Origin of the sequence: Pseudomonas alloputida (assembly GCF_021283545.2) — a bacterium.
GTDB lineage: Bacteria > Pseudomonadota > Gammaproteobacteria > Pseudomonadales > Pseudomonadaceae > Aquipseudomonas > Aquipseudomonas alloputida.
The window spans coordinates 2,127,381-2,148,194 of sequence record NZ_CP128540.1 but is presented as its reverse complement, the minus strand read 5'-3'; the positions used below and the strand labels follow the sequence as shown (position 1 = coordinate 2,148,194).

At 63.9% G+C, this 20,814-nt stretch carries 13 protein-coding genes; 9 read left to right on the top strand and 4 right to left on the bottom strand.

Translation table 11 applies throughout. From position 1 onward, the window contains the following. Positions 1-8: 8 nt before the first annotated feature. The 4 genes from LU682_RS09790 to LU682_RS09775 all read left to right on the top strand — a co-directional run bounded on the left by LU682_RS09790 (position 9) and on the right by LU682_RS09775 (position 4,874). Positions 9-275, top strand: coding sequence for a DUF2934 domain-containing protein (locus LU682_RS09790; protein ID WP_049588259.1), 267 nt, complete (start codon positions 9-11; stop codon positions 273-275). Positions 276-411: 136 nt separating this feature from the next. Next, positions 412-2,565: a glycogen debranching protein GlgX gene (glgX, locus tag LU682_RS09785; RefSeq protein WP_060489074.1), complete on the top strand. Its 2,154-nt coding sequence runs from the start codon at positions 412-414 to the stop codon at positions 2,563-2,565. Positions 2,566-2,686: 121 nt separating this feature from the next. Beyond that, positions 2,687-3,481 carry an endonuclease/exonuclease/phosphatase family protein gene (locus LU682_RS09780; RefSeq protein ID WP_003251297.1) on the top strand — a complete coding sequence of 265 codons (795 nt, stop codon included), beginning with the start codon at positions 2,687-2,689 and terminating at the stop codon, positions 3,479-3,481. A 316-nt stretch (positions 3,482-3,797) separates the two neighbouring features. Beyond that, positions 3,798-4,874: an autotransporter domain-containing protein gene (locus tag LU682_RS09775; RefSeq protein WP_049588257.1), complete on the top strand. Its 1,077-nt coding sequence runs from the start codon at positions 3,798-3,800 to the stop codon at positions 4,872-4,874. 108 nt (positions 4,875-4,982) lie between these two features. On the opposite strand, the gene glgB is transcribed toward LU682_RS09775, so the two are convergent. The 3 genes from glgB to LU682_RS09760 all read right to left on the bottom strand — a co-directional run bounded on the left by glgB (position 4,983) and on the right by LU682_RS09760 (position 12,700). Continuing rightward, positions 4,983-7,193 (bottom strand): 1,4-alpha-glucan branching protein GlgB, encoded by a 2,211-nt coding sequence (gene glgB, locus LU682_RS09770; RefSeq protein WP_010954852.1) that lies wholly within the window; start codon positions 7,191-7,193, stop codon positions 4,983-4,985. Then, positions 7,190-10,510 (bottom strand): maltose alpha-D-glucosyltransferase, encoded by a 3,321-nt coding sequence (treS, locus tag LU682_RS09765; RefSeq protein WP_010954853.1) that lies wholly within the window; start codon positions 10,508-10,510, stop codon positions 7,190-7,192. Before treS ends, glgB begins: the two co-directional genes overlap by 4 nt. Positions 10,511-10,681: 171 nt before the next feature. Further along, positions 10,682-12,700 carry an alpha-1,4-glucan--maltose-1-phosphate maltosyltransferase gene (locus LU682_RS09760; protein ID WP_049588255.1) on the bottom strand — a complete coding sequence of 673 codons (2,019 nt, stop codon included), beginning with the start codon at positions 12,698-12,700 and terminating at the stop codon, positions 10,682-10,684. Between the two features lie 139 nt (positions 12,701-12,839). On the opposite strand from LU682_RS09760, the gene LU682_RS09755 reads away from it, so the two are divergent. After that, positions 12,840-13,001: a hypothetical protein gene (locus tag LU682_RS09755; protein WP_003251307.1), complete on the top strand. Its 162-nt coding sequence runs from the start codon at positions 12,840-12,842 to the stop codon at positions 12,999-13,001. 216 nt (positions 13,002-13,217) lie between these two features. On the opposite strand, the gene LU682_RS09750 is transcribed toward LU682_RS09755, so the two are convergent. Continuing rightward, positions 13,218-14,900, bottom strand: coding sequence for an AMP-binding protein (locus LU682_RS09750; protein ID WP_232914911.1), 1,683 nt, complete (start codon positions 14,898-14,900; stop codon positions 13,218-13,220). Positions 14,901-15,221: 321 nt separating this feature from the next. Between LU682_RS09750 and LU682_RS09745 the strand changes: the two genes are divergently transcribed. From LU682_RS09745 to LU682_RS09730, 4 genes are read left to right on the top strand one after another with little or no spacing between them, the layout of a single operon-like run. Further along, positions 15,222-16,385 carry an isovaleryl-CoA dehydrogenase gene (locus tag LU682_RS09745; protein WP_003251317.1) on the top strand — a complete coding sequence of 388 codons (1,164 nt, stop codon included), beginning with the start codon at positions 15,222-15,224 and terminating at the stop codon, positions 16,383-16,385. Positions 16,386-16,404: 19 nt separating this feature from the next. Beyond that, complete coding sequence (locus LU682_RS09740) at positions 16,405-18,012, top strand: propionyl-CoA carboxylase (RefSeq protein WP_010954858.1); 1,608 nt, start codon at positions 16,405-16,407, stop codon at positions 18,010-18,012. 3 nt (positions 18,013-18,015) lie between these two features. After that, positions 18,016-18,831 (top strand): gamma-carboxygeranoyl-CoA hydratase, encoded by an 816-nt coding sequence (locus LU682_RS09735; protein WP_003251320.1) that lies wholly within the window; start codon positions 18,016-18,018, stop codon positions 18,829-18,831. Then, complete coding sequence (locus LU682_RS09730) at positions 18,828-20,780, top strand: acetyl/propionyl/methylcrotonyl-CoA carboxylase subunit alpha (RefSeq protein WP_010954859.1); 1,953 nt, start codon at positions 18,828-18,830, stop codon at positions 20,778-20,780. The genes LU682_RS09735 and LU682_RS09730 overlap by 4 nt, the downstream gene beginning before the upstream one ends. Positions 20,781-20,814: the final 34 nt, after the last annotated feature.

Genomic DNA, 20,814 nt, shown 5'->3' with positions numbered 1-20,814 from the left:
GGAGCGTCATGATGAGTGTCGATGAAAAGCGTATTCGCGAATTTGCCTACCAGATCTGGGAATCCGAAGGTAAGCCCGTAGGGGAAGAAGAACGCCACTGGGAAATGGCCCGCAAGCTGGCCGAGGCCGAAGCGCTGGCGCCCAAGGCAGCCCCGCGCAAGAAGGCAGCGGCCAAGCCGAAGGCGCCTGCCGAACCCAAGGCGGCTGCCCTGCCGGGGGTTAAACCCACTGCGGTGAAAAAGCCCCGGGCGGTGAAAAAGCCTACTGCCGGTTAAGCCTGTCCGGGCCTCTTCGCGGGTAAACCCGCTCCTACAGGTTCATCACAGGCGCATGTAGGAGCGGGTTTACCCGCGAAGTGGCCAATGCAGGACAGCACAATTCCCCTTCCATCACGGCCACTCGAGGATCGTCATGAGCCCCCGCACCCCAAAGAAAACCCGCTCGGTCGCACCATCGCGCATTCGCGAAGGCATGCCCTTCCCCCTCGGCGCCACCTGGGATGGCCTTGGGGTCAACTTCGCTCTCTTCTCGGCCAACGCCACCAAGGTCGAGCTGTGCCTGTTCGACTCCACCGGCGAGCAGGAACTCGAGCGCATAGAGCTGCCCGAATACACCGATGAGATCTACCATGGCTACCTCTCGGACGCTCACCCCGGCCTGGTCTATGGCTACCGGGTGTATGGCCCCTACGAGCCGGAAAACGGCCACCGCTTCAACCCCAACAAACTGCTGATCGACCCGTATGCCAAGCAACTGGTCGGCAGCCTGAAATGGTCCGAGGCACTGTTCGGCTACACCATCGGCCACCCCGATGGTGACCTGTCGTTCGACGAGCGCGACAGCGCGCCTTTCGTGCCCAAATGCAAGGTTATCGACCCGGCGTTCACCTGGGGCCGCGACCAGCGCGTGCAGATCCCATGGGAGCGCACGATCATCTATGAAGCGCATGCCCGCGGCATCAGCATGCGCCACCCGGCTGTGCCTGAAGAACTGCGCGGCACCTTCGCCGGCCTGGCCAACGACGAGTTGCTCAAACACATCAAGGACCTTGGTGTGTCGAGCATCGAGCTGTTGCCGATTCACGCCTTCGTCAACGACCAGCACCTGCTGGACAAGGGCCTGAACAACTACTGGGGCTACAACAGCATCGCCTTTTTCGCCCCGCACCCGCGCTACCTGGCCAGCGGCAAGATCGCCGAGTTCAAGGAGATGGTCGCGCACCTGCACGACGCGGGGCTTGAGGTGATCCTGGACGTGGTCTACAACCACACCGCCGAAGGCAACGAGCGCGGCCCGACCCTGTCGATGCGCGGCATCGACAACGCCTCGTACTACCGCCTGATGCCGGACGACAAGCGCTACTACATCAACGACTCCGGCACCGGCAACACCCTGGACCTGAGCCACCCCTGCGTGCTGCAGTTGGTCACCGACTCGCTTCGCTACTGGGCCGGCGAAATGCACGTGGACGGTTTTCGCTTCGACCTGGCGACCATCCTTGGCCGTTACCACGATGGCTACAGCGAGCGTCATGGCTTCCTGGTCGCCTGCCGCCAGGACCCGATGCTGAGCCAGGTCAAGCTGATTGCCGAACCGTGGGATTGCGGCCCCGGCGGCTACCAGGTGGGCAACTTCGCCCCGGGCTGGGCGGAATGGAACGACCGCTTCCGCGATACCGCACGCGCCTTCTGGAAAGGCGACGAAGGCCAGCTGGCCGATTTTGCCGCGCGCTTGACCGCCTCGGGCGACATGTTCAACAACCGCGGGCGCCGGCCCTATTCCTCGGTCAACTTCATCACCGCCCACGACGGTTTCACCCTGCGCGACCTGGTGTCCTACAACCACAAGCACAACGAAGACAACGACGAAAACAACCAGGACGGCACCGACAACAACCTGTCGTGGAACTGCGGCGTCGAAGGGCCGACCGACGACCCGGCGATCAATGCCCTGCGCATGCGCCAGATGCGCAACTACTTCGCCACCTTGCTGCTGGCCCAGGGCACGCCAATGATCGTTGCCGGCGACGAGTTCAGCCGCACCCAGCACGGCAACAACAACGCTTACTGCCAGGACAGCGAGATCGGCTGGGTGAACTGGGACCTGGACGAGGAAGGCCAAGAGCTGCTGGCCTTCGTCAAGCGCCTGACGCGCCTGCGCCTGGCCTACCCGGTGCTGCGCCGCTCGCGCTTTCTGGTGGGTGACTACAATGAGGCAATTGGGGTCAAGGACGTGACCTGGCTGGCACCCGATGGCAGCGAGATGAGCGTTGAGCAATGGGAAGACCCACACGGGCGTTGCCTGGGCATGCTGATAGATGGCCGGGCGCAGGTCAGCGGTATCGCCCGGCCAGGTGCCGAGGCCACCGTGTTGCTGATCGTCAATGCCCACCATGACATCGTGCCATTCAAGCTACCGGCCGTGCCCGAAGGCGATTACTGGAGCTGCCTGGTCGATACCGACCGGCCGGAGTTGCGCAAGGGGCAGCACCTGCAATTCGATAGTACGTTCGAGGTGAAGGGTCGGTCGATGCTGCTGATGGTGTTGCAGTACGACGAGGAGTGAACGGTGATAGCCCAGGCAGGTCCTACGTTGTGATCGCCACGCCAAACCCGGTGGGAACGGTGTACCGGCCCCCACAGGGTTTGGCGGCGACAGTGAGGCAGGGTTAACTTCAGGAGGAATCGTGAGCCTCGAAGCCGGCAGTAATGGTTTCGCCAGCGTCAGCCAGGCCCCGGCCGTGAAACGCCTGCGGGTACTGACGGTGAATACCCACAAGGGCTTCACCGCCTTCAACCGGCGCTTTATCTTGCCGGAGCTGCGCGAGGCGGTGCGCAGTACACAGGCCGACATTGTCTTCCTTCAGGAAGTGCTCGGCAGCCACGATCGCCACGCCGCGCGCTACCCCGGCTGGCCGCAGACCTCGCAGTACGAATTCCTCGCCGACAGCATGTGGAGCGACTTTGCCTATGGCCGCAACGCGGTCTACCCTGACGGCCACCACGGCAATGCGTTGCTGTCCAAATACCCGATCATCGAGCACCGCAACCTGGACGTGTCGATCACCGGCCCCGAACGCCGCGGCCTGTTGCACTGTGTGCTGGAGGTGCCGGGGCAAGGCCAGGTGCATGCGGTCTGCGTGCACCTGTCGTTGCTGGAAAGCCACCGGCAAAAGCAGCTGCAGTTGCTGCGTAAACTGCTGGACGCCCTGCCGGCCAACGCCCCGGTGATCATCGCCGGCGACTTCAACGACTGGAAAAGCCATGGCAACCGCACCCTTGGCCTGCAACGCGACTTGCACGAAGCCTTCGAGCGCCACCACGGCCACCTCGCGCGCACCTACCCGGCCCGCCTGCCGCTGCTACGCCTGGACCGCATATACCTGCGTAACGCCGAAAGCCATGGGCCGCGGATTCTGGGGCACAAACCTTGGTCGCACCTGTCAGATCACCTGCCGCTGGCCGTTGAAGTGCGACTTTAGCAATCATTCTTCATAGCCACGGCACGGCAAATAGCGATCCCCGCTATACCCTGCTGTTTTTACCTATAAAACAACAGGTTGAGCGTTACGACGCACCCTCAACACTTCCTTCACGCTTTCTTGACGCAAGCCGCGACCTCTCCTTAGCTGAACAGTACCAAGCTGTAAAAAACTTGCGCCGGGCCTCTAGCTCGCGCCTTCGTGCGCGTTTGCGATAACTGGCGTGCTGGTTTGGGTCGCCCACTGTTTTTGCCGTACAGCTCGTGACAACAGGCCAGGTTCTCGGGCTGCACCACAAAAACAAAGGAGATCCGCCATGAAAAGCACCTCGAACCCCTTGCGCTTCGACAGCATTTTCTACGCGGTTTCCACGTCGCTGCTTCTGGCAACCCCGGTGGAAACGATCGCGTACGAACTGCAGGGTGACCCCACCTCCCCCGGCTTTCTGCAGCAACCCGTGGCGGCGCAACTGTCGCTCGACCCGCTCAGTGCCAGTGGGTTGAGTCTCGGCACCCTCAATGCGTTTTCGCAGCAGATGAGCGAACGCCACCAGCAGCCGGCACCGGACCTGATTGCCAGTCAGTGGGCGCAGTTCTTCCCCACCAGTGCGCGTGGCCGCGCGCTGCCCCCGGCACAGCTGGAGGCGCCCAGCCAGCAACTGATGATCGGCCCGGACCTGTTCGTGCGTGAAACTGCAGCGGGCGATGTGCACCGCGCAGGGATTTTCGTGGGGCACAACAACCTGCAAAGCAGCTTCAGAGGCGCGCGCCCTCTGCTGGGCGACAAGCAGCGCAAAGCGGTGAACTTGAGCGGGGAAAGCCTGGGGGTGTACTGGAGCATGACCCATGAACAGGGTTGGCACCTGGATGCCGTAGCCATGGGCTCGCGGATCGACGTGATGGGCCGTGGCGAAAACGGCCAGCGCCTGGACGACAGTGGCCACGCAATGACCTTCTCGGTAGAGGGCGGTTACCCGATCCGCCTGGGGGGCAACTGGGTCATCGAGCCCCAGGCACAGTTGATCAACCAGCAATTCTTCCCTGGCAACCAGGTGCAGGAAGAGACCTTGCAAGCCTTCGACAGCCAGCCGAGCTGGAGCGGCCGGGTCGGTGCCAAGTTGTCCGGGCGCTACGAAGTGCGCGGCATGCCCATCGAACCCTATGTGCGTACCAACGTGTGGTATGACTTCAGCAATGCCGATGAGGTGAAGCTGGACCAGGTCGACAAGATCTCCAGCTCGCGCTATTCGACCACAGTGGAGTTGGGATTGGGGCTGGTGGCGCGGGTGACGCCTTCGGTGGCGTTGTTCGTCAGCGCCGATTACAGCAGTGATGTGGATGACAATGACCTGAACGGGTTGATTGGCAGCCTTGGGGTGCGGATGCGGTGGTAGGCAGGGCCGGCCCCTTCGCGGGTAAACCCGCTCCTACACGGGTCACCGCCGGGTGCGGTGCCTGCGTAGGAACGGGTCTCCCGCGAAAGGGCCAGTACAGCCAACCGATCAGGCGGGCTTCATGATCAACACCCCCAACGGCGGCAGGTTCAGGGCCAGCGATAATGGCTGCCCGTGGCTGGCCACTTCGTCACTGGCCACCGCCCCGAGATTGCCGACATTCGACCCGGCATACAGCTCGGCATCACTGTTCAGAAGCTCCTGCCAACGCTCGCCGAACGGCACGCCAATGCGGTAACCCTCACGGGGTACCGGGGTGAAGTTGGCCACCACCAGCACCGGCTCGCCGCTGCTGCTCCAGCGCAGCCAGGCGTACACGCTGTTCTGCGCGTCGTCACCGATCAACCACTGGAAACCCTGCGGCTGGCAATCCTGCTCGTGCAACGCCGGCTCTTCGCGGTACAGGCGGTTGAGGTCGCCCACCAGGCGCTGCACGCCCTGGTGCTCGGGATACTGCAGCAGGTACCAGTCCAGTTCGGCGTCGTGGTTCCACTCACGCCACTGGCCGAACTCGCAGCCCATGAACAGCAGCTTCTTGCCCGGGTGTGCCCACATGAAGGTGAGGTAGGCACGCAGGTTGGCGAACTTCTGCCAGCGGTCGCCGGGCATCTTGTCGATCAGCGAATGCTTGCCGTGCACCACCTCATCATGGGAAATGGGCAGGATGAAGTGCTCGGAATAGGCATAGATCAGCCCGAAGCTCATCTCGTTGTGGTGGTAGGTGCGGTGCACCGGGTCGTTCTGGATGTAGTGCAGGGTGTCGTGCATCCAGCCCATGTTCCACTTGTAGGCAAAACCCAGGCCGCCCTGTTGGGTAGGTTGGCTGACCCCAGGCCAGGCGGTGGACTCCTCGGCGATGATCAGCGCACCCGGGGCCTCGTGGGCAGCCACGCCGTTGAGGTGGCGGATGAAGTCGATGGCCTCCAGGTTCTCACGCCCGCCGTGGCGGTTGGGTACCCATTCGCCGGCCTTGCGCGAGTAGTCGCGGTACAGCATCGAGGCCACCGCATCGACGCGCAGGCCGTCGATGTGGAAATGCTTCAACCAGTGCAGCGCCGAGGCCATCATGAAGCCGCGCACTTCATTGCGGCCGAGGTTGTAGATCAGCGTGTTCCAGTCCTGGTGGTAGCCTTCCAGTGGGTTGTCGTATTCGTACAGGGCCGTGCCGTCGAAGCGCGCCAGGCCGTGTTCGTCAGTGGGGAAATGCGCCGGCACCCAGTCCAGCAGCACACCGATACCCCCTTGGTGGCAGGCGTCGATGAACGCGGCGAAATCTTCGGCACTGCCGTAGCGCGAGGTGGGTGCGAACATCGACAGTGGTTGATAGCCCCAGGAGCCGCCGAACGGGTGCTCCATGATCGGCAGCAGTTCGATGTGGGTAAAGCCCAGCTCCTGCACATAGGGCACCAGCCGCTCGGCCAGTTCCCGCCAATTGTAGAAACGCCCGATTTCCCCCGCTTCGTCCAGCTCGCAGCGCCATGATCCTGGGTGCAGCTCGTAGATCGACAACGGCGCGTTGTAGGCATGGCGCTGGGCGCGTTGCGCCATCCAGTCATGGTCCTGCCAGGCGTGGCTGAGTTCACCGGCTACCTTGGATGCCGTGCTCGGCGGCAGCTCGGTGGCACGGGCCAGCGGGTCGGCCTTCAGCGGCAGTATGCCGTCCTTGCCGAGTACTTCGAACTTGTAGGTTTCGCCCACGCCCAGACGCGGAATGAACAGCTCCCACACCCCCGCACCGTGGCGCAGGCGCATGGGGTGACGGCGACCATCCCAGTTGTTGAAATCACCCACCACCGACACTCGCCGGGCATTCGGCGCCCAGACCGAGAAACACACGCCGTCGATGCCATCGACCTGAGTCGGCTGGGCACCGAAGCGCCCGGACAAATCGCGGTGATTGCCTTCCGCGAACAAGTGAAGGTCCATGTCTCCCAATTGCGGGCCGAAGCTGTAGGGGTCTTCGGTAACTTGCTCGCCACCGGCCCAGACGATGTGAAGCTGATAGGGCTGTGCCTTATCGAGGTGCGCGCTGAACAACCCGGGCAGGCTGCCCTGCTCCATTTCGGCAAGCACCCGCCCGTCATCCCGGGCCTGAATGCGCACTTTCAGGGCATTGGGCAGAAAGGCGCGGACCACCTGCCCGCCTGCGCCGTCGCCGTGGGGGCCGAGTACCGCAAAAGGATCGGCGTGTTCGGCGCGGGCCAGGGCGTCGAGGTCCCGTTGCCGAAGGCCACCGTTTTCACGCGTTGTAACGTTCATTCTGACTCTCCCCAGGTACTGATCAGTCCATGCAGACCATGCAAAGGCACGGCCAGCCAGCTCGGACGGTTTTCGGCTTCGTATGTAATCTCGTAGGCGGCTTTTTCCAGGCAGAACAGCTCCAGCGCCGCGCGCTCGCCCTCGGCGTGCTGCCAGGCATGGGGCATGGCGGCAGTGGCCAGGCCATAGGCTTCGACAAAGGCATGCCGGGACTGGTGCAGGTACTGCCGGGCAACCCGCTGCCGGGCTTGCCGCGCCGGCTCGGAAAGGTCCACCGCAGACGCGCTGCGCAAGATCATCGCAGCAGCATAGTCGAAGGATCGCAGCACGCCGCTGACATCCTTGTAAGGGCTGTGTTTTGCCCGGCGCTCTTCAAGGGGCCGGGCGGGTTCACCTTCAAAATCGATGAGGTAGGCATCACCCTGCACCACGAGCACCTGGCCCAGGTGCAGGTCGCCGTGTACACGCATAAGCAGGCCACCCTGAGCCTGCTTGCTCAGGGTGTCGATGTGCTGGGCCAGGCCGTCACGCTGTTGCTGCAGGTCGTCGACCAAGGACTGGCTATCGCTGTCCAGTGTGTCGCGATGCTGGGCCAGCAGGTCGAGGGCGTGGGTCAGTTCAGTGCTGATCTGTGCACACCAGCGCTCGCTGTCCTGCGCATCGCTGGGGCGCGGCTGGAAGGCCGGGTCTTCGGTGGGTGCGGCCAGCAGCAGGTGCATCTCGCCCAGGCGCTGGCCAAGCAAGGCGGCAAAGCCGCTGAGTTCGGCCAATGCGTCAGTGTGCGCTTCGGCGTCGTTGCGGGTGGGCTCCATCTGGTCGCGGATGGCCCTTTCCAGCGTGTTCTGGGTCCAACCCCAGGCATCGCCCTGGTTGCTCAGGTAACCCTGGGCAATCATCAGCAGGTGCGGCGCGTGTTGTTCGTCCACCCGGCTGACCCAGGCCAGCAGCGGCGAGATGTTGGCAAAGCCGGCGGCGGTCAGGTAGGCACTCATTTCCAGCTCTGGATGGATGCCCGGGTTGACCCGGCGGATCAGCTTGAGCACCACGCGGTCGCCGATGACCACCGAACTGTTGGACTGCTCGGCGCTGAGGTAGCGCACTTCGCTCTCCTCGTCGAGCGCCAGGCCGGCCAGCTGTTCTGTGCATTCGAAGCGCAATTCACCCTCAGCGTCGCCACACGGCAGACGCAGGCCATCCTGGCAGGCTTGCATCACGGCGTGAATGAACGGCTCGAGGACGAAGGCGTCTGTGATCAAGCCAACCTGGTGGGCACGGCGCACCCGCGACAACGCCAGCTGCTGCGGCAGCGCGGTATGGATCTGTTCCTCACGCAGCAGGCCGAACGGCAGCTGGTAGCGGGTGGCCGTGCCGTCGCTGAGCACCTCGATTTCGCTGAGCAACACCGGCGTGGTGGCGGTGCCGAAACGCACGCCGTAGCACAGGCGCACGGCATCGATCGGCCCTTCCTTGCCGGCGAACCAGCGGCGCTTGGGCAGGTACTGCGGCAGGATGGTGCTTTGCAGCGTATCGCTTGCGGGGGCTTGCAGCAGTTCTTCCATGCGCTTGCGCAGTACCAATGTGGTCAATTCGGGTAACCCCTCGGTGGGCTGGATGTGCCAGCTGGGCATGCGATCGCGGCTGGCCAGCAGGAACCAGTAGAACGCATAAGGTGGCAAGGTCAGCAGAAACGGCAGTTGGCCTATTGGCGGGAACGCGCTGCCACCCAGCATCTCCACCGGTACTTTGTCGGCGTATTGTGACAATTCGAGTTCGGCAGCCTGGGCGGCACGGGACACGTTGGCCACGCAGAGGATGACCTCGGTATTGCCGTCGGCGTCGGTATACTCGCGGATATAGGCAAGGATGCGGCGGTTGCTGGGCGTGAGGGTACGCAGGCTGCCGCGGCCAAAGGCCTTTTGCTGCTTGCGCACCGCCAGCATGCGCCGGGTCCAGTTCAGCAGTGAATGCGGGTCGTGGCTTTGCGCCTCGACGTTGACAGTCTGGTAACCGTAGAGCGGGTCCATGATCGGCGGCAGCACCAGGCGCTGCGGGTCGGCGCGGGAAAAACCGCCGTTGCGGTCTGGCGACCACTGCATGGGTGTGCGAACGCCATCGCGGTCACCCAGATAGATATTGTCGCCCATGCCTAGTTCGTCGCCGTAATACAGGGTTGGCGTGCCGGGCATCGACAACAGCAGGCTGGTCAGCAGCTCTATGCGCCGACGGTCACGCTGCAGCAGGGGCGCCAGGCGCCGGCGAATGCCCAGGTTGATGCGCGCGCGGCGGTCTTCGGCGTAGTAGTTCCACAGGTAGTCGCGCTCGCGGTCGGTGACCATTTCCAGGGTCAGTTCATCATGGTTGCGCAAAAAGATCGCCCACTGGCAGTTGGCCGGGATTTCCGGGGTCTGGCGCAGGATGTCGGTGATAGGGAAGCGGTCTTCCATGGCCAAGGCCATGTACATGCGCGGCATCAACGGAAAGTGGAAAGCCATATGGCATTCGTCGCCGTCGCCTTCGCCGAAGTACGGGCGCGTGTCTTCAGGCCACTGGTTGGCTTCGGCCAGCAGCATGCGATCGGGGTAGTTGGCGTCGATCTCGGCGCGGATCGCCTTGAGCACATCGTGGGTTTCGGCGAGGTTTTCGTTGTTGGTGCCGTCGCGCTCGATCAGGTAAGGGATCGCGTCCAGCCGCAAGCCATCTACACCCAGGTCCAGCCAGAAGCGCATGACGCCGATCACCGCCTTGAGCACCTGCGGGTTGTCGAAGTTGAGGTCCGGCTGGTGGGAGTAGAACCGGTGCCAGAAGTACTGGCCGGCGACCGGGTCCCAGGTCCAGTTGGACTTCTCGGTGTCGAGGAAGATGATGCGCGTGCCGTCGTACTTCTGGTCGTCGTCCGACCACACGTAGAACTCGCGCGCCTTGCTGCCGCGCTTGGCGTGGCGGGCGCGCTGGAACCACGGGTGCTGGTCGCTGGTGTGGTTGATGACCAGCTCGGTGATCACCCGCAGGCCGCGCTTGTGGGCCTCGGCGATGAAACGGCGGGCGTCGGCCATGCTGCCGTAGTCAGGGTGCACGGCCTTGTATTCGGCGATGTCGTAGCCGTCGTCACGGCGTGGCGAGGGATAGAACGGCAGCAGCCACAAGGTGTTGACACCCAGCTCGGCGATATAGTCGAGCTTGCTGATCAGCCCGGCGAAATCGCCGATGCCGTCATTGTTCGAGTCGAAGAACGACTTGATGTGCAGCTGGTAGATGACGGCGTCCTTGTACCACAGCGGGTCGTCGATGAAGGCTGCCGGGCGGGAACGCTTGGCCATGTGCGACTCCTTTCAATTGCATGCACAGACATCCGAGCTTGCTCGATCCCCCGTAGGAGCGGGTTTACCCGCGAAGATGACACCGCGGTGCCGAGGTGCATGGCACCGGCTTCGCCGGTGTTCGCGGATAAACCCGCTCCTACGGGGGGGGGGGGCACAGTCTGAACCTTGTTAACGGGCTTTTTCGATGCGCCAGATGCCGAACGGCAGGTGCCAGGGCTCTATGCGCATCCATTGGGTCTTGCCGTACCACGACCAGCGGTGGCCGTTCATCAGGTCTTCACCCTGGGTTTCGGCGTTGTCGTCCAGCCCCAACTCCCACAGGGGCAACTCGAAGTGCGCCTCCTGGGCGTTGTGCGGGTCGAGGCTGACGGCCACCAGGATGTAGTTGTCCCGCTCGGGCGTACGCTTGGCGAAGTACAGGATGTTGTCGTTCCAGCAATTGAAGAAGGCCACGCCCAGGTGGGTTTGCAAGGCGCGGTTCTGCCGGCGAATACGGTTGAGCTGGGCGATCTCGGCGATGATGTTGCCGGGCTGGGTGAAATCGCGTGGGCGGATTTCGTACTTCTCCGAATCCAGGTACTCCTCCTTGCCCGGCAACGGCGTGCCCTCGCACAGCTCGAAGCCCGAATACATGCCCCACAAGCCTGAGCCCATGGTCGCCAGCGCGGCACGGATCAGGAAACCTGCGCGGCCTGAGGTGTGCAGGAAAAACGGGTTGATGTCCGGTGTATTGACGAAGAAGTTGGGCCGGTAGCACTGGCTCCACGGCGGCTGATTGAGCTGCTCGAAATATTCGCGCAGCTCCTGCTTGTGGTTGCGCCAGGTGAAATAGGTATAGCTCTGTGCGTAGCCGACCTTGCCCAGGCGCGCCATCATCGCCGGCTTGGTAAAGGCTTCGGCGAGGAAGATGACGTCGGGGTGCTGGCTGCGCACATTGGCGATCAGCCATTGCCAGAACGGCAACGGCTTGGTGTGCGGGTTGTCGACACGGAAGGTCTTGACGCCCTCCTCGACCCAGCCGACCACCACATCGCGCAGGGCGAGCCACAGCGAAGGCACGGCCTCTGGCGCATAGAAATCGACGTTGACGATGTCCTGGTACTTTTTCGGCGGGTTTTCGGCGTAGCGGATGGTGCCGTCCGGGCGCCAGCTGAACCAGCCCGGGTGCTCCTTGAGCCAGGGGTGGTCCTGAGAGCACTGGATGGCGAAATCGAGGGCGATTTCCAGGCCGTGTTCCGCCGCCGCAGCCACCAGTCGACGGAAGTCATCGCGGCTGCCCAGTTGCGGGTGAATCGCCTCGTGGCCGCCCTCCGGGCTGCCAATGGCATACGGGCTACCCGGGTCGCCCGGCTCGGCCTTGAGGGCGTTGTTGCGGCCCTTGCGATGCTGCATGCCGATGGGGTGGATGGGCGGGAAGTACAGGACGTCGAAGCCCATGTCGCGGATCATCGGCAGCCGTTCGTGCACGTCGTTGAAGGTGCCGTGACGCTGCGGGTCGTCGGTAATCGAGCGCGGGAACAGCTCGTACCAGCTGGCGAACAATGCGGCCGGGCGGTCGACATCAAGGGGGAAATCAGGACTGCGGGTCAGGTAGCTACGGTGTTCGGCTTCACCCATGAGGCGGGCGGTGGTCGGGTCGAGAAACACGGCCACCTGATCATCGGTACTGAGCGTGGCCAGGCGGCTCTGCACAGCCTCGAGCGCCTCGCGCAGGGCGCCGCTGCACAGCTCGATGCCTTTGCCCAGCATCAAGCGGCCTTCTTCCAGTTCCAGTTTTACCTCGACGCCGGCGTGGTACTTCTTCTCCAGATCGTGGCAATAGGTGGCAAACGGGTCGATCCAGGCCTCGATACTGAACCGGTGCGGGCCCAGCTCGGTGGGGGTGAATTCGGCCTGCCACAGGTCGTTGCCCGCCGACTGCATCGGCACGCAATGCCAGCGCCGGCTGTGGGCCTGGCGCCAGTTGAGCATCACCGCCAGGCGGTCGTGGCCGTCGCTGTAGGCCTTGGTGCTGACGGCCACAGGCTGGCCGCTGACGGCCTTGGCGGCGAAGCTGCCGGCGTCGAGCACGGGTTGGGTGTCTTCGATCACGATGCGTGGCGCCAACAGCGCCTGGGCCAGGCTAATGGCCTGGTCCGGGTGATCGTTCGCCATGGGCACGCTTTCAAAGGGCTCGTTTCGTGACATCGACCTTGCTCCCTCAGGCTGGTGGCGGTAAGGGTTCAGAGCCGGGCACAGGCGGGGGGTTCAAAATAATTGAGCGAACGGCAGCTGCCAGCGGTCAGAGCCTACAGCACCTCTTCACCCACCCACGCGAGGTCAGGCCATGAACATTCCCATTCCACCGGAGACACCCGATCCCAATATCGACGACCCGAGCTTGCCGCCACCCGTACCGGAAGAAGACCCGGACGAGCTGCCGATCAAGCCGACCGTGCCGCCGACAGTGGGCGACCCGCCGAGCCAGGAGCCACCGGTGAAGGCTTAAGGGTAGACCACGGCACCGGCGTGAACAGCTGATCTGCGCTGCTCCATTGAAAGGTTGAGGATGACCGGGTGCTTGGCAAGGTGAAGATCTTGCATTGATCGGGCCGGCCTCTTCGCGGGTAAACCCGCTCCTACCAGGGACCGTGCCGGCCTTGAATGCGGCGCTGCCCCTGGTAGGAGCGGGTTTACCCGCGAAGAGGCCGGCCGCGCCAGCACATCAACCCGCAGATGCAGCCGCAATCTCCGCCACACTGATCTCACGCATGCGGAACTTCTGCACCTTGCCGGTCACGGTCATCGGGTACTCGTCGACAAAACGTATATACCGCGGCACCTTGAAGTGTGCGATGCGTGCCTTGCACCAGCCCTGCAGCTCCTCGACCGTGGCGCTGTGCCCCGGGTGCAGCTTGATCCAGGCGACGATCTCTTCGCCATAGCGGCTGCACGGAATGCCGATCACCTGCGCATCGGCCACCGCCGGGTGGGTGTAGAAAAACTCCTCCAGCTCACGCGGGTAAATGTTCTCGCCGCCGCGAATGATCATGTCCTTGTTGCGCCCGACGATGCGCACACAGCCCTGCTCGTCCATCACCGCCAGGTCACCCGAATGCATCCAGCCGGCCGGGTCGATGGCATCCGCCGTGGCCTGGGGGTTGTCCCAGTAGCCAAGCATCACGCTGTAGCCGCGGGTGCACAGTTCGCCAATCTCTCCGCGAGGGACGATGCAGCCATCGGCGTCCACCAGCTTGTTCTCCAGCTGCGGCTGGGTGCGGCCGACGGTGGTCACGCGCAGCTCCAGATCGTCGTCCGGGCCGGTCTGCAGCGACACGGGGCTGGTTTCGGTCATGCCGTAGGCGATCTGCACTTCTGCCATGTGCATCTGGTCGATGACCCGGCGCATCACCTCGATCGGGCAGGTAGCGCCGGCCATGATGCCGCTGCGCAGGGTCGACAGGTCCATGTGGGCACGGGACGGGTGGTCGAGCATGGCGATGAACATGGTCGGTACGCCGTAGAGGATGGTGGCGCGCTCCTCGGCCACGGCGCGCAAGGTAAGTTCGGCGTCGAAAGCATCGTTGGGGTAGATCATGGTGCTGCCGTGGGTGATGCAGCCGAGGTTTGCCATGACCATGCCGAAGCAATGGTACAGCGGCACCGGGATCACCATACGGTCGCGGGCCGTCAGGCCAAGGCTTTCACCCACCATGAAACCGTTGTTGAGGATGTTGTAGTGACTGAGCGTGGCACCTTTGGGTGCACCGGTGGTGCCGGAGGTGTACTGGATGTTTACCGGCTGGTCGAATTGCAGGCTTTGCTGACGGGCTGTGCAGGCCTCGACAGACGTCTGCCCTGCCCGCTCGGCAAATGCGTGCCAGGGCAGGAAGCCGGCAGGCGGGTTGGCGGCCAGGCTGATGACGCCACGCAACTCGGGCAGGCATTCACTGGCCAGCTCACCAGGCGCGGCACTGGCCAGTTCAGGCACCAGCTCCTGCACCATGGTGTGGTAATCAGACGTCTTGAAGGCTTCAGCGCAGACCAGCCAGCGGCAGCCGGACTGGCGCAACACGTATTCCAGTTCGCCCACACGGTAGGCCGGGTTGATGTTGACCAGAATGGCACCGACCTTGGCACTGGCCAGCTGCAAGATGCACCACTGGGCGCAGTTGGGCGACCAGATGCCAACACGGTCGCCGGTGTTCACGCCCAGTGCGATCAGGGCGCGGGCGTATATTTCGACCTGTTCGGCCAACTGCCGCCAGCTGTAACGCAGGCCCTGGTGGCGGGACACCAGGGCCTCGCTGTCGCAACAGCGGGCCACGGTGGCATCGAAGGCCTGGCCGATGGTCTGGGTCAGCAAGGGTCGGTCCTGGCGACCGCGGGTATAGCTCGGTTGACTCATGGGTGTCCCTTCTTGTGGTTGTTTTGGGCACGGCTGAAGCAAGCGGGAATACTCTGGCGCAGATTTACGTTTACGTAAAGGTGACGAGTGGATTGACAGTGACCCTCATGCAGGTTTACGTTAACGTAAAGGTGATGAACGACACCCACTTGAGGCGCCACGCCGCCCTCTGTGGGAGCGGGCTTGCCCGCGAATGCGACCAATCAGGTAATGACGGTGACCCTGCTGACGTATTCGCGGGCATGCCCGCTCCCACAGGGGGCGGGGCCGGATCCCAAGCTATGGTGTAACCCAATTTCAAGAACAAGAAGGTGCCCCAGCATGCATTACCCCTCCCTGAACTTCGCCCTGGGCGAGACCATCGACATGCTCCGCGACCAGGTGCGCACCTTCGTCGCCGCTGAACTGGCCCCAAGGGCCGCGCAGATCGACCACGACAACCTGTTCCCCGCCGACATGTGGCGCAAGTTCGGTGACATGGGCCTGCTGGGCATCACCGTACCGGAAGAGTACGGCGGCGCTGGCCTGGGCTACCTGGCCCATGTGGTGTCGATGGAAGAGATCAGCCGTGGCTCCGCCTCGGTGGCGCTGTCCTACGGCGCCCATTCCAACCTGTGCGTCAACCAGATCAACCGCAACGGCACCCACGAGCAGAAGCTCAAGTACCTGCCCAAGCTGATCAGCGGCGAGCACATCGGCGCCTTGGCCATGAGCGAGCCCAATGCCGGTTCCGACGTGGTGTCGATGAAGCTGCGCGCAGAAAAACGCGGCGATCACTACGTGCTCAACGGCAGCAAGACCTGGATCACCAACGGTCCCGACGCCAACACCTACGTGATTTACGCCAAGACCGACCTGGACAAGGGTGCGCACGGCATCACCGCGTTCATCGTCGAGCGCGACTGGAAAGGCTTCAGCCGCAGCAACAAGTTCGACAAGCTGGGCATGCGCGGGTCCAACACCTGCGAGTTGTTCTTCGATGGCGTGGAAGTGCCGGCAGAGAACATTCTGGGCCAGCTCAACGGCGGCGTGCGCGTCCTTATGAGCGGCCTGGACTACGAACGTGTGGTGCTGTCCGGCGGCCCGACCGGCATCATGCAAAGCTGCATGGACCTGGTGGTGCCGTATATCCACGACCGCAAGCAATTCGGCCAGAGCATCGGCGAGTTCCAGCTGATCCAGGGCAAGATTGCCGACATGTACACCCAGCTCAATGCCAGCCGCGCCTACCTGTATGCCGTGGCTCAGGCGTGCGACCGTGGCGAAACCACCCGCAAGGACGCTGCCGGCGTGATCCTGTACACCGCCGAGCGTGCCACGCAAATGGCCCTGGAGGCGATCCAGATTCTTGGCGGCAACGGCTATATCAACGAATTCCCGGCTGGCCGCCTGTTGCGCGACGCCAAGCTGTACGAAATCGGTGCCGGCACCAGTGAAATCCGCCGGATGCTGATCGGCCGCGAACTGTTCAACGAAACCCGCTGAACATAAGGGACGGGCGCACATGGCTACCTTGCACACCCAGATCAACCCGCGTTCGGCAGAATTTGCCGTCAACAGCGCGGCCATGCTCGAACAGGTCCAGGCCCTGCGCGGCCTGCTCGCCCAGGTTGCCCAGGGCGGCGGGCCCAAGGCCCAGGAACGGCATACCTCGCGTGGCAAACTGCTGCCGCGCGAGCGTATCGACCGCCTGCTGGACCCGGGCTCGCCGTTCCTCGAGATCGGCCAGCTGGCCGCCCATGAGGTGTACGGCGAAGACGTGCCAGCGGCGGGCGTGATTGCCGGCATCGGCCGCGTGGAAGGCGTGGAATGCATGATCGTGGCCAACGACGCCACGGTAAAAGGCGGTTCGTACTACCCGCTGACGGTGAAGAAGCACCTGCGTGCACAAACCATCGCCCTGCAGAACCGCCTGCCGTGCATCTATCTGGTGGACTCCGGCGGCGCCAACTTGCCCCGCCAGGACGAAGTGTTCCCCGACCGCGAGCATTTCGGGCGCATTTTCTTCAACCAGGCCAACATGAGCGCGCAAGGCATCCCGCAGATCGCCGTGGTGATGGGCTCGTGCACCGCTGGCGGCGCGTACGTGCCGGCCATGGCCGACGAAGCGATCATGGTGCGCCAGCAGGCGACCATCTTCCTCGCCGGCCCGCCGCTGGTGAAAGCCGCCACCGGCGAAGTGGTGAGCGCCGAAGACCTCGGCGGCGCCGATGTGCATTGCCGCACCAGCGGCGTCGCCGACCATTATGCCGACAACGACGAACACGCCCTGGCCATCGCGCGACGCAGTGTGGCCAACCTCAACTGGCACAAGCTCGGCAAGCTGCAGCGGTTGGCACCAGTGGCACCGCTTTATGCGGCCGATGAGCTGTACGGCGTGGTTCCGGCCGATGCCAAGCAACCGTTCGACGTGCGCGAGGTGATCGCCCGCCTGGTCGATGGCTCGGTGTTCGATGAATTCAAGGCGCTGTTCGGCACCACCCTGGTGTGCGGCTTCGCCCACCTGCACGGCTACCCGGTGGCGATCCTGGCCAACAACGGCATCCTGTTCGCCGAAGCCGCGCAAAAAGGCGCGCACTTCATCGAACTGGCCTGCCAGCGCGGCATCCCTTTGCTGTTCCTGCAGAACATCACCGGTTTCATGGTCGGCAAGAAATACGAAGAAGGCGGCATCGCCAAGCACGGTGCCAAGCTGGTCACCGCCGTTGCCTGCGCCCAGGTGCCGAAGTTCACGGTGATCATCGGCGGCAGCTTTGGCGCCGGCAACTACGGCATGTGCGGCCGCGCCTACGACCCGCGCTTCCTGTGGATGTGGCCCAACGCGCGGATTGGCGTGATGGGCGCCGAACAGGCCGCCGGCGTGCTGGCCCAGGTCAAGCGCGAGCAGAGCGAACGCAGCGGCCAGCCATTCAGTGCCGAAGACGAAGCCAGGCTCAAGCAACCGATCCTCGACCAGTACGAGCGTCAGGGCCACCCCTATTATTCCAGCGCCCGCCTGTGGGACGACGGCGTCATCGACCCGGCACAGACCCGCGACGTCCTCGGGCTGGCGTTGTCTGCCGCGCTGAACGCGCCGATCGAACAGAGCCGCTTCGGCATTTTCCGGATGTGACCCATGAGCGATTTCAGCACCCTCGAAGTGATCCGCGACCCGCGCGGCTTCGCCACCCTGTGGTTAAGCCGTGAGGACAAGAACAACGCCTTCAATGCGCAGATGATCCGCGAGCTGATCGTGGCCATCGACCAGTTGGCCGAAGACGCCAGCCTGCGCTTTGTGCTGCTGCGCGGCCGTGGCCGGCACTTCAGCGCCGGTGCCGACCTGGCCTGGATGCAGCAGTCGGCGCAACTGGACTTCAACACCAACCTGGATGATGCCCACGAACTGGGCGAGCTGATGTACGCCCTGCATCGCCTCAAGGCCCCGACCCTGGCCGTGGTGCAAGGTGCAGCCTTTGGCGGCGCGCTGGGCCTGATCAGCTGCTGCGACATGGCCATCGGCGCCGAAGACGCCCAACTGTGCCTGTCGGAAGTACGCATCGGCCTGGCCCCGGCGGTCATCAGCCCGTTCGTGGTCAAGGCCATTGGCGAACGCGCCGCGCGCCGCTACGCCCTCACCGCCGAGCGTTTCACTGGCGTGCGCGCACGCGAGCTGGGCCTGCTGGCCGAGGTGTACCCGGCCAGCGAACTGGACGACCACGTCGAAGCCTGGGTAAGCAACCTGCTGCAGAACAGCCCGCAAGCATTGCGCGCCACCAAGGACTTGCTGCGCGAAGTGGACGACGGCGAACTCAGCCCGGCCCTGCGCCGTTACTGCGAAAACACCATCGCCCGTATCCGCGTCAGCGCCGAAGGCCAGGAGGGCCTGCGCGCTTTCCTGGAAAAACGCCGCCCTGCCTGGCAAACCGTTGACAAGAAGGAGCCGCGCCCATGAGCCGCCCCGCTTTGACCACCCTGCTGGTCGCCAACCGCGGCGAAATCGCCTGCCGGGTGATGCGCACCGCCAAGGCCATGGGCCTGACCACTGTCGCCGTGCACAGCGCCACCGACCGTGACGCCCGTCACAGCCGCGAAGCCGACATCCGCGTCGACCTGGGCGGCACCAAGGCTGCCGAAAGCTACCTGCTGGTCGACAAGCTGCTGGCCGCAGCCAAGGCCAGCGGCGCCCAGGCCATTCACCCAGGTTATGGCTTTCTGTCTGAGAACGCAGGTTTCGCCCGCGCCATCGAGCAGGCCGGGCTGATCTTCCTCGGCCCACCGGCCAGCGCCATCGACGCCATGGGCAGCAAATCGGCAGCCAAGGCGCTGATGGAAGCGGCCGGCGTGCCGTTGGTGCCGGGCTACCACGGCGAGGCCCAGGACCTGGACACCTTCCGCGCTGCGGCCGAACGCATCGGCTACCCGGTGCTGCTCAAGGCCAGCGCGGGAGGCGGTGGCAAGGGCATGAAAGTGGTCGAGGAAGAAAGCCAACTGGCCGACGCCCTGGCCTCGGCCCAGCGTGAGGCACAGTCGTCGTTCGGCGATGCGCGCATGCTGGTGGAAAAGTACGTGCTCAAGCCACGCCACGTGGAGATTCAGGTGTTCGCCGATCAGCACGGCAACTGCCTGTACCTCAACGAACGCGACTGTTCCATTCAGCGCCGCCATCAGAAGGTGGTGGAAGAGGCCCCTGCCCCCGGCCTGTCGCCCGAACTGCGCCGGGCCATGGGCGAAGCGGCGGTGCGTGCCGCCCAGGCTATCGGTTACGTGGGTGCCGGCACGGTGGAGTTTCTGCTTGATGCCCGCGGCGAATTCTTCTTCATGGAGATGAACACTCGCCTGCAAGTGGAACACCCGGTCACCGAGGCCATAACCGGCCTGGACCTTGTTGCCTGGCAAATTCGCGTGGCCTGCGGCGAAGCCCTGCCGATCACACAGGAACAGGTACCGCTGATCGGCCATGCCATCGAAGTACGCCTGTATGCCGAAGACCCGGCCAACGATTTTTTACCCGCGACCGGCAAATTAGCGCTGTACCGTGAATCGGCACCTGGCGAAGGCCGGCGGGTGGACAGTGGGGTCAGCGAAGGCGATGTGGTGTCGCCGTTCTACGACCCGATGCTGGGCAAGCTGATCGCCTGGGGCGAAGACCGCGAGCAGGCGCGTTTGCGCTTGCTGGCCATGCTCGATGAGTTCGCCATTGGCGGGCTGAAAACCAACATTGCCTTCCTGCGGCGCATTCTCGCCCACCCGGCATTTGCTGCAGCGGAGTTGGATACTGGCTTCATTCCCCGCCACCAGGATGTGCTGCTGCCGGCGCCACGTGCGCTGCCGGCTGCCTTTTGGGAGGCGGCAGCCGAAGCCTGGCTGCAGGGCCAGGCGGGGCATCAGCGCGAAGACGATCGCCATTCGCCGTGGAGCGGGAGTAATGGCCTGCGCTTGGGCCTACCGGCACGCAGCAGCTTGCATCTGGTGAGCGCTGGGCAAGATCAGGCAGTGGCCCTGGAACGCAGCGCTGCTTCTACCTGGCAGCTGCAAGGTGAGCAGTTGGTGCATGACCAGAACGGCGTGCGTCGCCAGCATCTGGCAATCCGTCGCGGTGGCACGCTGTACCTGCACTGGGAGGGCGAAATGCATGCCATCGAAGCTTTCGACCCGATTGCCGAGGCCGAAGCCAGCCACAGCCATCAGGGTGGGCTGGGTGCGCCCATGAACGGCAGTATCGTGCGGGTGCTGGTCGAACCTGGCCAGGTGGTGGAAGCCGGTACTGCGCTGTTGGTACTGGAGGCCATGAAGATGGAGCACAGCATTCGTGCGCCGCATGCCGGCACGGTGAAGGCGCTGTTTTGCCTGGAGGGGGATATGGTCAGCGAAGGGACTGTGCTGGTCGAACTGGTGGAATAACGGTGCCGGAGGGCCGCTTTGCGGCCCTAACGCA